The following is a 13,015-nucleotide window of genomic DNA, read 5'->3' on the forward strand; positions in this document are numbered from 1 at the left end:
CGACCTACTTAAAGCTGAATTCTATGTTTCGCATCGGGATGCCCACCAAACCCGTGCTTGCGGAAGTGGCATGCGAACGGAAAAAAAGCGCATCGTTGATCCATTGATGCTGCACGTGGTCTTCCTGGGTGCCGCTGGCCACTGCAACTGCAATAGAGTAGTCGCCCGGCATCAGGATCGGCATCCTGAAGTCGAATACGGCCTCGAGCATCCCGGAGCGAGGGCATTCGAGCATATTTCGATGGCTCAGATAAGTGTTGTCGCCGAATAGCGGCTGGCCCAGCCGGTCCTTTACGGTAAAGCCGACGATGGGCGCCTCGATAGACTCCAGCACCTCGGCCTCGATGCGCAGCCGAACCGGCTCTCCCCCCACGCACCAGCTCAAAGGCTCGCTGTTCTGCCCCAACAGCAGTACACGCCGGACCGCGACTTTCCCCGTGCCGAAACCGGTAGCCTGAACCGGGTCGAATCGAAACACCTCGAGGTCGTTGCGCAGATTCGATGCGTTCAAGTAGCGCAATCGCGCATCCTCGAAGTCCGCCAACTCGGGCAATGCGAACGGCTCCCCCGCACCGCAGTCGCTCGTGGTTCCAGACGACTGGTACAGGTATGCCATGTATTGCTCGGAGACATCTTTAGCCGAACCGAAAGCCGCCACCTGGCCGCCAGACAACCATAGCGCACGTTCGCAGAGACTCTTGACCGCGGTGGTGTCGTGACTAACGAAGAACAGCACTCCCTTCTTCTTGAATTCGCGAAGAAACCGCATGCACTTCTGCGTAAACAGCGCATCGCCCACGGCCAATGCTTCGTCGATAATGAGTATCTCGGCATCCACGTGGGCGATCACGGCGAAGGCCAGCCTTACATACATCCCGCTCGAGTACGTCTTGACGGGCTGTTCCATGAAATCGCCGATGTCTGCGAACTCGGCGATCGCGGAGAACTTCTCCCGGATTTCGCCTTCGGACATGCCATACAGAGTCGCGCAGAGATAGACGTTGTCCCGCCCTGAGAACTCGGGATTGAACCCAGCACCGAGCTCCAGCAAGGCCGCCACGCGGCCGCGTACCGTTACGGAACCGGACGTAGGGGCCAACGTGCCGCATAGGATCTGCAGCAGCGTGGACTTGCCGGCGCCATTGCGACCGATGATCCCGACGGACTCTCCTGCAGCCACGGCAAAATCGATATCACGCAATGCCCAGAACTCGCGGTAGAAGCACCTGCGTCCTCTCCAGGCGAATTGCCACAGTCGATGCGCCGGCTTGTCGTAGATCTCATAGCGCTTCGATAGAGCCGTGACGGAAATCATGGGCTCACAGGACATCGGCAAACCCCTTCTTGATCCGCTGGAACCAGACGAATCCGGCCACATGGACCAGCAGCGCAAACAACACGAACCATGCGAACCCTCTCCAGTCGGGCGCGGTTCCGTCGATCATCACCGAACGCAGCGATTCGACGACGAACGTAATGGGGTTCAAATACATATAGCGCTGGTAGGCGGGTGGAATTGCGGCGATGGGATAGAAAATCGGCGTCATGAACAGCAAAGCCGTTACGGCCACGCTCACGACCTGCCCTAGATCCCGGACGAAAACCCCGATGGATGAAACGAACCACGCGATGCCGATTACGAACAACAGGTAGGGAACAAGCAGTACGGGCAACCAGAGGATCTGCGGATGAGGCATGCCGACCAGCACGAAGTACCCCGCCAGCCAGACACAGAACCCGATCGCAAAATTAAAAACGGCGCTCATTGCCATTACCCACGGCAGGACCTGCACGGGAAACACCACCTTGGTGACGTAGTTCGCGTGGGATACGATCAGGGACGGCGCCCGCGTCACTACTTCGGCAAAGATGTTGAATGCCAGGAGCCCTGCGAACAGGACCAGCGCGAACTGGTACCGATTCTCCACCCCGCCCCACTTTGCGTTGAAAATGACGCTGAAGACGAAGGTGTAAACGACCAGCATCAGCAAGGGCGTAACGACGGCCCAGAGCAGCCCGAGCAGAGATCCCTGGTAGCGGCTGAGCACATCCCGGCGCGACAAAACGGCAATGAGTTTGCGATGGGCCACGATCGAAGCGAGCGGCCCCTCTTCTCCATAGGACACCGTCCTCATTAGGCGAACACCTCGGCCTGAGCCAAGGCGCTCCCCAGCCGGTCTTTCGGCGACAGCGAAATACCGTCCACGGCAGGCCAGGCTATTCCTATTGCCGGATCGTCCCAGGCGATGGTGCGCTCCAGCTCGCGGTGCCAGTAATCGGTAGTTTTATAGAGGAACTCGGCCGATTCGCTCAGGACGAGAAAAGCGTGGGCGTAACCCTCGGGGATCCATAGTTGGCGCTTGTTCTCGCCAGTGAGCATTGCGCCGGTCCATTGGCCGAAAGTGGGCGAGGACGCGCGGATGTCCACCGCGACATCGAAAACTTCGCCAGCCACGCAGCGCACCAGTTTTCCTTGAGGATGCGGACGAAGCTGGTAGTGTAATCCGCGCAGCACGCCCTTCGACGAACGCGAATGGTTGTCTTGCACGAAATGGATGGAACAGCCGATCGCCGCCTCGAAGGCTGCCTGATTGAAACTCTCGTAAAAAAAGCCGCGGGCATCGGTAAAGACCTGAGGCTCGACGATCTTTACGCCGGCAAGATTGGTATCGATGATCTTCATGCAATTCGGTCGATGTCGGGGTTGTTGGAGTCTTGAAGCAGGCGCAGCAGATATGCTCCATAGCCGTTCTTCGCCATGGGCTCGGCCAGGCTTTGCAATTGCGCGCTTCCGATCCAGCCATTGCGCCAGGCGATCTCCTCGGGACAGGAAATCTTCAAGCCTTGGCGGTGCTCCAATGTATGAATGAACTGTCCGGCTTCCAGCAGACTCTCGTGGGTGCCGGTGTCCAGCCAGGCATGGCCGCGTCCCATGACCTGGACCCTCAGATTGCCTTGCTCGAGATACGCCTGGTTCACAGAAGTGATCTCTAACTCGCCACGGGCGCTGGGCTTCACGGACTTGGCGATTTCGACCACGTTGCCGTCATAGAAATACAGCCCGGTCACCGCGTAGTTGCTGCGGGGAGATATAGGTTTTTCCTCGATATTGACGGCCCTGCCTCCGGCATCGAACTGCACGACACCGTATCGCTCCGGATCCTGGACATGGTAGGCGAACACCGTAGCGCCCGTGGCCTGGGCATTCGCGGCGCGCAGCAGCGCAGGCAGGTTGTGTCCATAGAAAATATTGTCGCCCAGCACCAGGGAACAATCGCTGCCAGCCAGGAACGCTTCGCCGATGAGGAATGCCTGCGCCAGGCCATCCGGATTCGGCTGCACGGCAAAGCTCAACCGAAGCCCCCATTGGCTTCCGTCCCCCAGGAGCTGCTGAAATCGGGGTGTGTCCTGCGGTGTACTGATGACGAGAATCTCTCGAATCCCCGCCAGCATGAGCGTGCTTAAAGGGTAGTAGATCATCGGCTTGTCGTAGACCGGCAGCAGCTGCTTGCTGACGGACAACGTCGCCGGATACAGACGTGTGCCCGAACCGCCAGCAAGAATGATTCCTTTCCGCTTGGTCATTGCAGCACCTCCGCCAGCATACGGCCTACCCCGTCTTGCCAATGGGGCAGGCACAAGCCGAACCGGCTCCGCAATTTGTGCGTGTCGAGGCGAGAATTCAATGGCCGCCGTGCGGGCGTGGAAAACTCGCTACTGGGCACGGGAATCAAGACCGGCCTATGTCCGCCTTGATGCCTCTGGCTGGCGGCAGCGGCCAGGACCCAATTTGCATAGTCATGCCAGGTCGTACAGCCGCTCGCGGCCAGATGGTAAATGCCCGCCAGGCTCTCGTCGGATATGGCCTGGCGTATGCAATGCGCAGTCACATCGGCGATAAGCTCCGCGGATGTCGGAGCACCGAACTGGTCGTTGATGACGCGCACTTCATCGCGTTCCGCGGCGAGCCTCAGCATGGTCTTCGGGAAATTCCCGCCTCGGGCGGCATAAACCCAGCTGGTCCGGAACAGCAAGTATCGGCAACCGCTCTCGACAATGGCCGACTCCCCCTCCAGCTTGGTACGGCCATACACGTTCAACGGCGCAGGCACGTCGGTCTCCAGCCATGGCCGCTGACCGCTTCCATCGAATACGTAGTCGGTAGAGTAGTGTACGAACCAGGCGCCTACCTCAGTGCATGACCGGGCAATGGCGGCAACGGCTGCGGCATTGACGGTCCGAGCCAGCTCTTGCTCGGTCTCGGCCCGATCGACCGAGGTATAGGCGGCAGCGTTCACCACGACATCCGGCATGAAGGCCCGGATCGACTCGGCCACCTCGATCGGACGCGTCAGATCCCCCCCGTCCGTCCGATCCAGCATCTTCAACTCGCCCAAAGGCGCCAGGGCCCGCTGTAGTTCCCACCCCACCTGCCCTCGCTTTCCTAGCAGAAGAATCCTCATTTCAGACATCGTCCGCGGAGCCGGCACACGCCGTGTAGTGCTTATCGATCCACTGCCGATAACTGCCACTGGTCACGGCCTCGAGCCAGTCCGGATTCGCCAGGTACCACTCGATGGTCTTGCGAATGCCGCTCTCGAAAGTCTCGGCCGGCTGCCATCCGATATCGCGCTGCAGTTTGCTCGAATCGATCGCATAGCGCCTGTCATGGCCGGGACGATCCTTTACGAAGGCAATCTGGGCTGCGTAGGGCGAAGCGTCCGCCTTCGGGACCAACGTGTCCAATAATCTGCAGATCGTCTGCACGATGTCCAGATTGGTTCTTTCGTTGCCGCCGCCGATGTTGTAGACCTCGCCGACTCTTCCGGATTCAAGTACGGACCGGATGGCGGAGCAATGATCTTTCACGTACAGCCAATCGCGCACCTGCAGGCCGTCGCCGTAGATAGGCAGCGGCTTTCCTGCCAGTGCATTGACGATCATCAGCGGAATCAGCTTCTCCGGAAACTGGAACGGGCCGTAATTGTTGGAACAGTTCGTCGTAAGCGTGGGCAGCCCATAGGTGTGGTGATGCGCACGCACCAAATGATCACTTGCAGCCTTGCTGGCGGCATACGGGCTGTTCGGCTCATAGCGATTGGTCTCGCGGAACGGTTTAGCGTCAGGCTCCAGCGTGCCGTAGACCTCGTCAGTGGAAACATGCAGGAATCGGAAGCACTCACGGGTCTCTGGTGGCGCATCCACCCAATACGCCCGCGCTGCTTCCAATAGTCGAAACGTTCCGATCACATTTGTCTGCATGAATGCTTCCGGATTGCTGATGCTCCGGTCGACATGCGATTCCGCAGCGAAATTCACGATGGCGCGCGGCCGATGCTCGCGCAGCAACCGTGCCATCAACGCTGAGTCGCTTATGTCGCCCTGCACGAAAATATGCCGCGAATCGCCGAATACAACCTCGAGGCTCCGGGTGTTCCCCGCATAGGTCAGTGCATCGACGTTCAGCAGGGGCTCTTCGAACCGTTGCAGCCAATCGAGAACGAAATTGCTGCCTATGAAGCCCGCGCCACCAGTCACTAGTATGGTCATACGATCAAACCTTGTTGCAAATGGCGGCCATCATAAGACCAAGGTTGCCGCCCATGGTCTGAAAATGGATGCCTGCACGCTTCAATCCTAGAAGCCGAGGAAGAAAAGACTTTTTTCTCGACGCCGCGTAAAGACGCAGCGTATGCCGAACCTCTTCAGCCAGGAAATCGTCCAACCGCTCGAGGGCCCGAATATTGAGATCGTTCCAATCGCGGAAGCGGCCTTCCCAAAGCATGCGTACGCGTTCGGCCCTGCCTCGCCAGGAGCGGTTGCTTCCCATCGCATTGCCACCATGCTGCCGGTAGCGAACCGTGGGATGCGGATCATAGACGACGACGCCCCCGCAGCCGCTCACTACCATATATGTCCACCAGTCGTGAAACGGCACGCAAACGTCCGCGCCGGCTTTTTCCAGCAGGCGTTTGGCCGCATGATTGAACACGCTGGTGTTCCCGCTCGCCACGTTCTGGACCAAGGCATTGGAAAAAGAAGCAGGGCCGCCGAACAGCCGCGACAAGCCGAGTTCTTCGCCCCCGTTTCCTATCAAGCGCAGGCGGGAACAATACAGCGCAGGCACATCCGGCGGAATCTGTTGGAGCGCATGGACAGCTTGCTGCAACTTGTCGGGCTCCCAGATATCGTCTTGGTCGGAATAAGCGTAGTAGTCGGCCCGGATGTCTGGCGCACTCGCCAAGCTGAGAAAATTCGCTGCGAATCCCTGCCGGGGGCCATCGACGACCATAAGGCGGCTGCCCCATCGCTCGGCACAGGCGTCCAGAATATGGCGCGTAGCGTCCATCGATCCGTCATCGGAAGCAAAAACAGACCAGCGCGTATGGGTCTGGGCGCAATACGATGCGAGTTGCTCGGGCAGGTGATTCTGCCCGTTGTAGGTACAAAGAAGAATCGCTACGCACGAGGGCTCCGGCGTCGTTACGCGCTCGCGATCAAACGTGGCCGGAAACCTGGGCAACCGGGCTCCGGCGGGCGCGACGGGCTCGGCCACAGCCGGCGCGCTTGGGAGAGGCATGAAAGCCATAACGAGAAAGATGTCTTCGGAGGCATAATGTTATCCTTTTTGTTACACGAAGAAACGGCCTACGCATGAGCGCTGGCGCGTTGTCCATTCCCACCTATGAGCAACTCCCATCCCAGGCCGGCCATCCCCCTACTCGTGACCGGAGGCGCCGGCTACATCGGATCCCACACCTTGGTCGAATTGCTCGGCGCGGGGTACGACCCCGTCATCCTGGACAATTTTTCCAACAGTTCGCGCGCCTCCCTGCAAAGGGTGGAAGCATTGACAGGAGCGCCGCTGACGGTCATCGAAGGGGACATCCGAGACAGCGGGCTGCTTCGCGATGTCTTTGCCGAGCAGCGCGGAAAGCAACGCCCGATTGCCGGCGTCATTCACTTCGCTGGTTTGAAAGCCGTTGGAGAATCGGTCGAGCAGCCGCTGCGCTACTATGAAAACAACGTAACCGGAACAATCGAGCTCCTGGCTGCGATGGACGCAGCCGGCATACATCACATCGTTTTCAGTTCGTCGGCCACCGTCTACCGGACGTCCCCGGTTCTTCCCTATGCGGAGGACCATGCTTTGGGTCCCGCCAACCCATATGGCCACACCAAGGCAATGGTGGAACAGATCCTTCATGACTGGAGCAAGTGCGGGCCGAATCGCCGCGTGGCTTGCCTGCGTTACTTCAACCCCATCGGCGCCCACCCCAGCGGCAATCTGGGCGAATCCCCGTCTGGCAGGCCCAACAACCTGTTCCCCTTCATCACCCAGGTAGCGCTGGGCGTCAGGCCCGGACTGCAGGTGTTCGGCAATGACTATCCCACTCCAGATGGCACGGGCATACGCGACTATGTGCATGTCGTCGACCTGGCCGCCGCTCATGTCCGGGCGGTCGACTATCTGGCGCGAACCACCGACCGTTTCACACCCATCAATCTCGGGACAGGACGCGGAACGAGCGTACTCGAGCTGGTGCGCATTTTTGAGCAGGCCACCGGTATACGCGTTCCGTACACGGTTGAGGCGCGCCGCCCTGGCGACAGCGCCCAAGCCTACGCCGATCCCGCTCGCGCCGCGGAACTGTTGGGCTGGAAGGCTCAGCGCACGATTCAGGACATGTGCGCCGACGGCTGGCGCTGGCAATCGCAGAACCCTGACGGCTACGGGCCCTGAATCCCTTAATGCAGGCCCTCATCGGCAGCCGCTGCAAGCAGCTCCCGATAGCACCCGGCATAGGCCGCAACCATTGCGTCCTGGGTGAGCTGCTCGCGGTATCTCCGATAAGCCCGCCTCCCCCATTCTCTGGCTTGCTCGGGCTCGTTCCACATCCGGTCCATCGCTGCCCGCAACGCCGCGGAATCGCACGGAGGCACTGCCAGTCCGGTTTGCTCGTGCAGGTTTACGAAAGTCGTACCCGTGCCGATCTCGCACGAGATCATCGGCAAACCCTGCTGCGCCGCTTCGGCCAGCGCAAGGCCGAAGGCTTCTGTCCGCACATGCGATGGAAACACGAACGCCGTCGCGGCGGCCAGCACATCGGCCTTGGCCTCGTCATCGAGCGCGCCCAGAAAGTGCACATTCCGCAAGCCCAACTCCTTGGCCCGCGCCTCCAGCGCATCGCGCTCCTCCCCATCGCCCACCAAGGCTAGTGGGTAATCCCGCCCCGCCAGCGCATCCAGCAGGAAGTCGAGTCCCTTGTAGTAGCGCGGTACGCCGACGAAGGCGAAGAAGCGCTCTCCGAGATGCTGCCTGACGCGCGCAATTGCAGCAGGATCGCGTGCAGGTACCTCCGGGATGCCGCAAGGAATGACCACGGTCTTGCCACGCCACCGCTGCAAGGCTTCGCTGCTTGCCAGATAGTTGGGCGAGGTGGCGACGATGCGACGCATCCGGGCCAGGTGGCGATCGCGCAGCGGCCTGTACAAGGCCAGCAGCCTCTCCTGCTTGATGATGTCGGAATGGTAGGTCATCAGCGCGGGCACGCGCGATCCCGAAAGCAGGTATGCCAAGTCGCCGAATGGCCAGGGAAAATGGAAGTGCAGCAGGTCGGCCCACTCGGACTCGCGCCGGAAATGCCGCAGGAAAGATAGGGACATGCCGGTGGACGCGATGTTCAGATCGCGGCGATAGCGGTGGACTTCATAGCCGGATGCATCGGTTTCCATACGTTCACCCTGGCTCGACAACGTGACGATGCGGCTTTCTATGCCATGCTTGCCGCCACCCTGCGCAATCTGGTGAGCGATGTACTCGATGCCGCCATGGGTATCAGGGGGAAATGTCTTGAAGACGTGGAGAATGCGCATGGGCGGGCTCTGAAGGTGCGAAGGAGTGACAGCCCGTCAAACAGGGCGGGCCGTCACCTCCCGGTAGATGGGTAACAGCGCGGCAGCCGTCCGGCGCCAGCTGAACTGCGCCACGCGCTGCCGCCCTTGCACGCGCAATTGTTCCGCCAGGGCAGGATCGTCCACGATCCTGAGCATGGCGCCGGCGATCTCGTCGACGGAGAAGGGATCGACCAGCAAGGCGGCCTCGCCGGCCACTTCTGGCAGCGAGCTTGCATTGGACGTAATTACCGGCGTCTCGGATGCAAAAGCCTCCAGCACCGGCAGGCCGAAGCCTTCGTACAGCGAAGGAAACGTCAGTGCCGCTGCGCCCCGATAAAGGTGCCGCAGCGTGGCGAAGTCCTCGACGTCGTCCAGCCAGATGAGCGGCTCACCGGTGGCCTGCGCCCGCGACAACGTCGCGGCGGTGTCTTCGCAGCGCCAGCCCATGCGTCCCACCACCACCAGCGGAAACTCGCGCCTCAGGTGCTCCGGCAGGCTGCGGTGCGCCTGCACCAGGCGATCGACGTTCTTTCGCGGCTGCAGGCCGCCGACAAAAAGAAAATAGCCCCGCGGGCGCAAGCCGCGGCTGCTCAGGACATTCTCTCCGCCAAGCAGCGGCTGCAGCCACTCGTCTGCGATGCCGCAGTGCACGGTCCGAACCCGGTCCGGCGGCAGGCCGAAGAATTCCTCGAGCTCCGCACGCGCAAAATGCGACACCGACACGAACAGGTCGGCGCGCCGGATCATCCGTTTCATCACGACGTTCTTGAGAAGGCGCAAACGCGCGGATGCCCAGTGCGGAAACTGGAGGGGAATCGCGTCGTGCACCGTGGCCACGCTCGGGCAACGGGTACGGACCACGCGGTGATCGGTGAAATGGAACACGTCGGCATCGACGGCGGCGGCCGGTTGGCATCCCAAGTACTCGCTCGCGGCATGAACCAGGTAGCTGTGTGGCAGGTAAGCGCTGCGCGCAAGCCCGGGCCGCCGCCGCGTCGGCGGCAGGGCATACGGCCGAACCGCGACGCCCTCCCGGGGCAAGTGTGCGGCAAGCGCTGCCGTATACGTCGCGATCCCGGTGGGATTGCCGGCCAGCGCCGGCTCGATTGGCGTCGTGGACAAACCGATCCGCATGGTTGTCATGGCCGGCAAACGAAACGATCGCTCAAGGCAGCCTCCCTGTCGCCAGTTGGTCAGAGCTCGGCCAACAGCCGATCGACGTCATCGGCGAATACGGTCTTGTCGAAGCGGCGCGCGTTCTCATGGCCCGCGGCCGACAACTGGCGACACTGCTCGCCGTCCTCCAGCACCTTGCGAATGGCCTGCGCCACTTCTTCGATGTTGTAGGGATCCTTGACCAGCATTGCCGAATCGCCGACCACTTCGGGCAAGGATGCCGTTTCGGTAGTGATGACCGGGCATCCCAGGGTCTGCGCCTCGAGTACCGGGATGCCGAAACCCTCGCTCAAGGTGGGAAAGACGAAGGCGCGCGCATTGCGCAGCAGGCACAGCTTCTCCACTTCGGATATGTACCCCAGATACATTGCGCCGCCGTACCTGCCATCGGCGGACTTCGCGCCATCCCCCTTCTTCGAGAATAGCGATGCCATGCCGGCGTCCTGGACGTATTGGCGGTCCACGCCCCCTGCCAGCACGAATGGTATGTCCAGGCCACGGTTGGCCAGGCCATAGGCCGCGACCGCGCGGTGTACGTTCTTTCGCGCTTCGATCTGCCCGACGTAAAAGCAATACTGCCCAGGCTTGAGGTTGAACTTGGCCAGCACCGCCGACTGGACCTGAGGATAGCTACTCAAGGCCAGCATATGCTCGTCGGCAGGAATAGGCTGGTACACCACCCGGATACGGGATTCGCAATGCGGGAAAAACTGCAGGAACTCCTGCTTGGTATGGTGCGATACGGCCAGGATGAGATCGGACTCGGCCACCGCTTTCAGCCGGCCATAGAAAACCTCCGGCCGTTCCTGATGCAGCGTGACGTTGATCGGGATCAGATCGTGCAGCGTCTGCACGAGCTTGAGCCCGCCCCCCTTTCGTTCGTGCCGGACATTGAAAGGCGAAGTCGTGAACACCGTGTCGTATCCCGCCCTCCCGGCCTCGGTCAGCGCCAGCGTCCCGCCCCGCAGGCGGGCGGTGAGATTGGCCATCTCGTAGAAGCGCGGGATATTGAGAAAGCTGTCGACATCGCGCAGGAACCACAGATTCTCTTCCGTGATCATGTTCGCGCGGTTCTCGACTCGCGTGCCGCGCCGTGCGCCCAGCGCATATTTCAGGCCGTTCAGGGCCAACCCTTTGCGGCCGGGTCGAAACCGCGTGGGATTATTGATGTACTGGTAGATGCCTGAGAGAAGCGGTGCCGGATCAGCGAAGCCGGGCGCTTCCGACAGGATGCCCGTGCCGTGGCCCTTGGCCTTGACCGCGTTGATCAGGGATTTTGTGTATAGATAGATGCCGCGCTGCAGCTTCTGCTGGAACTCGAATCCGGTGAACAGAACGTCTCTTTTGTTCATTTATTCAGGTCGGGATCTAATCGGGGCTCCGCAGCTAGCAGAGCTCCACCAGTCGGCCGTGCTCCAGGCGAACCCGGCGGTTGCATAAATCGTTGATGACGCTCTCCTGGTGGGATGCGATCACCAGAATGGACGATTTCTCCACCATTGCCGACAAACGCTGCGACGCCTTGGCGTTGAACTGCGCATCGCCGACCGACAGCCATTCGTCCATCAGCACGATGTCGGCATCGATGCTGGTCGAAACGGCAAAAGCCAGGCGTAGCTGCATCCCGCTGGAGTATGTCCTGACGGGCATGTTCAGGTAATCGCCGAGCTCACTAAACTCGGCGATGTCGTCGAGCTTGGCGCTGATCTCGCGCGGGGTCATGCCCATCACGATGCCGCGCAGGTAAATGTTTTCGAAGCCCGTCGCCTCACCGTCGATGCCCACGGCAATGTCGGTCAGGCAAGCAAGCCGCCCTTTCACCGTCAATGTTCCAGCCGAGGGAGGATAGACGCCGGCCAGCGCGCGCAACAGGGTGGTCTTCCCCGCACCGTTGTGCCCAACTAAGCCCAGCCGGTCTCCCGGCTTGAGCTCGAAGTTGACGCCGTCCAGGGCCCGCACATTCAAGCGCCGCTTGACGTCGGCGGCAATACGCCCGCCCGTGGTCGCACTGATGAGCTGTTTCTTCAGAGACCGATGGGATGCGTTGTAGACCGGAAACTCCACGACCAGGTCCCGCGCGGAAATGAACGCCGACATTGCTATATCCAGTAAGCGACGCGCTGGTGCGTCCTGGCGAACAAGCCCCAGGAAATTGCCGCCGAAATCGCGAGCGCAGCCAGGCTCACCAGCCAATTGAGCACAGAAGGAAGATGTCCCAGCAATGGCGCACGCACCACGTCGATCACGTGGGAGAGCGGGTTCCAAGCCGCTACCCAACGATGCTGTTCAGGCAGGCGCTGGGCATCCCACATAATGGGTGTCAGGAAATAGCCCACCGTAACCAGGTTCTGCACCACCGGTACCATGTCGCGGTAGCGCGTACAGACGAGTGCGCAAGCCAGCGACACAAAAAATACGATTGCCGAAAGCAGCAGCATTCCAGGGATCGCCACCAGCGAGACCAGGCTCCAGCCGTCGCCCACGAAACTCACGACGATGATCACAATGAGAAAGTTGTGCAGGAAGATGATGAGATTCCTGCACAGCAGCCTCAGGATGTACGAGGGATACGGCAGCCGGCTCTGCTTGATCAGGTGTTCGAACTGCGTGAAGCCTGTCGTGGCCTCGTTCAGTTGCATGGACACGAAGCTCCAGACCACGTTGCCTGCCGCGAAGTACGGCAAGTACTCATGCAAATCGGTCTTGAACAAGGTCGACCACAGCAGCCCCAGGGTGGCAATCAGCACTCCTGTGCTGATGGTCAGCCAGAATGGTCCTAGCACCGAACGCCGATAGCGCTGCTTGATGTCGTACCAAGCCAACAGCCCCCAAAGATGAGGGCGCGCGAACGCGACAAAGAACTCCTTGGCCGCGCTTTCAAAAAACATGCTGGCATCCTGGAGTCGAATGGGAAAACAAGAAAAAGACAAGCGGCCGCAAG

At 60.7% G+C, this 13,015-nt stretch carries 13 protein-coding genes; 1 reads left to right on the top strand and 12 read right to left on the bottom strand.

The genetic code is table 11. The annotated features are described in order from the left end of the window. Positions 1–4: 4 nt before the first annotated feature. From PIGHUM_RS07640 to PIGHUM_RS07670, 7 genes are read right to left on the bottom strand one after another with little or no spacing between them, the layout of a single operon-like run. Positions 5–1,330, bottom strand: coding sequence for an ABC transporter ATP-binding protein (locus PIGHUM_RS07640; protein WP_124078844.1), 1,326 nt, complete (start codon positions 1,328–1,330; stop codon positions 5–7). Beyond that, positions 1,320–2,135 (bottom strand): ABC transporter permease, encoded by an 816-nt coding sequence (locus tag PIGHUM_RS07645; RefSeq protein ID WP_124078847.1) that lies wholly within the window; start codon positions 2,133–2,135, stop codon positions 1,320–1,322. Before PIGHUM_RS07645 ends, PIGHUM_RS07640 begins: the two co-directional genes overlap by 11 nt. Beyond that, positions 2,135–2,683 carry a dTDP-4-dehydrorhamnose 3,5-epimerase gene (rfbC, locus tag PIGHUM_RS07650; protein WP_124078848.1) on the bottom strand — a complete coding sequence of 183 codons (549 nt, stop codon included), beginning with the start codon at positions 2,681–2,683 and terminating at the stop codon, positions 2,135–2,137. The genes PIGHUM_RS07645 and rfbC overlap by 1 nt, the downstream gene beginning before the upstream one ends. After that, positions 2,680–3,585, bottom strand: a complete 906-nt coding sequence (rfbA, locus tag PIGHUM_RS07655; protein ID WP_124078849.1) for a glucose-1-phosphate thymidylyltransferase RfbA — start codon at positions 3,583–3,585, stop codon at positions 2,680–2,682. The genes rfbC and rfbA overlap by 4 nt, the downstream gene beginning before the upstream one ends. Further along, complete coding sequence (rfbD, locus tag PIGHUM_RS07660; RefSeq protein ID WP_124078851.1) at positions 3,582–4,463, bottom strand: dTDP-4-dehydrorhamnose reductase; 882 nt, start codon at positions 4,461–4,463, stop codon at positions 3,582–3,584. Before rfbD ends, rfbA begins: the two co-directional genes overlap by 4 nt. Position 4,464: 1 nt before the next feature. Beyond that, positions 4,465–5,550: a dTDP-glucose 4,6-dehydratase gene (rfbB, locus tag PIGHUM_RS07665; RefSeq protein WP_124078853.1), complete on the bottom strand. Its 1,086-nt coding sequence runs from the start codon at positions 5,548–5,550 to the stop codon at positions 4,465–4,467. Between the two features lie 4 nt (positions 5,551–5,554). Then, entirely contained in the window at positions 5,555–6,556 is a 1,002-nt protein-coding gene (locus PIGHUM_RS07670; protein WP_246013014.1) for a glycosyltransferase, read from the bottom strand. 129 nt (positions 6,557–6,685) lie between these two features. On the opposite strand from PIGHUM_RS07670, the gene galE reads away from it, so the two are divergent. Continuing rightward, positions 6,686–7,744, top strand: coding sequence for a UDP-glucose 4-epimerase GalE (galE, locus tag PIGHUM_RS07675; protein ID WP_124078855.1), 1,059 nt, complete (start codon positions 6,686–6,688; stop codon positions 7,742–7,744). A gap of 5 nt (positions 7,745–7,749) precedes the next feature. Here the strand turns inward: galE and PIGHUM_RS07680 are convergent, their stop codons facing one another. The 5 genes from PIGHUM_RS07680 to PIGHUM_RS07700 are packed head-to-tail and all read right to left on the bottom strand — an operon-like array spanning position 7,750 to position 12,962. Continuing rightward, a complete protein-coding gene (locus tag PIGHUM_RS07680) occupies positions 7,750–8,877 on the bottom strand; it encodes a glycosyltransferase (RefSeq protein ID WP_124078856.1) in 1,128 nt (375 codons plus the stop codon). A 36-nt stretch (positions 8,878–8,913) separates the two neighbouring features. Then, the gene (locus tag PIGHUM_RS07685; protein ID WP_124078858.1) at positions 8,914–10,041 is read right to left on the bottom strand and encodes a glycosyltransferase family 4 protein; all 1,128 of its coding nucleotides are present in this window, start codon (positions 10,039–10,041) and stop codon (positions 8,914–8,916) included. A 50-nt stretch (positions 10,042–10,091) separates the two neighbouring features. Continuing rightward, entirely contained in the window at positions 10,092–11,426 is a 1,335-nt protein-coding gene (locus tag PIGHUM_RS07690; protein WP_124078859.1) for a glycosyltransferase family 4 protein, read from the bottom strand. A 34-nt stretch (positions 11,427–11,460) separates the two neighbouring features. After that, entirely contained in the window at positions 11,461–12,171 is a 711-nt protein-coding gene (locus PIGHUM_RS07695; protein ID WP_124078861.1) for an ABC transporter ATP-binding protein, read from the bottom strand. A gap of 2 nt (positions 12,172–12,173) precedes the next feature. After that, positions 12,174–12,962 carry an ABC transporter permease gene (locus PIGHUM_RS07700; RefSeq protein WP_124078863.1) on the bottom strand — a complete coding sequence of 263 codons (789 nt, stop codon included), beginning with the start codon at positions 12,960–12,962 and terminating at the stop codon, positions 12,174–12,176. Positions 12,963–13,015: the final 53 nt, after the last annotated feature.

It is taken from the genome of Pigmentiphaga humi, from assembly GCF_900606115.1.
Lineage (GTDB): Bacteria > Pseudomonadota > Gammaproteobacteria > Burkholderiales > Burkholderiaceae_B > Pigmentiphaga > Pigmentiphaga humi.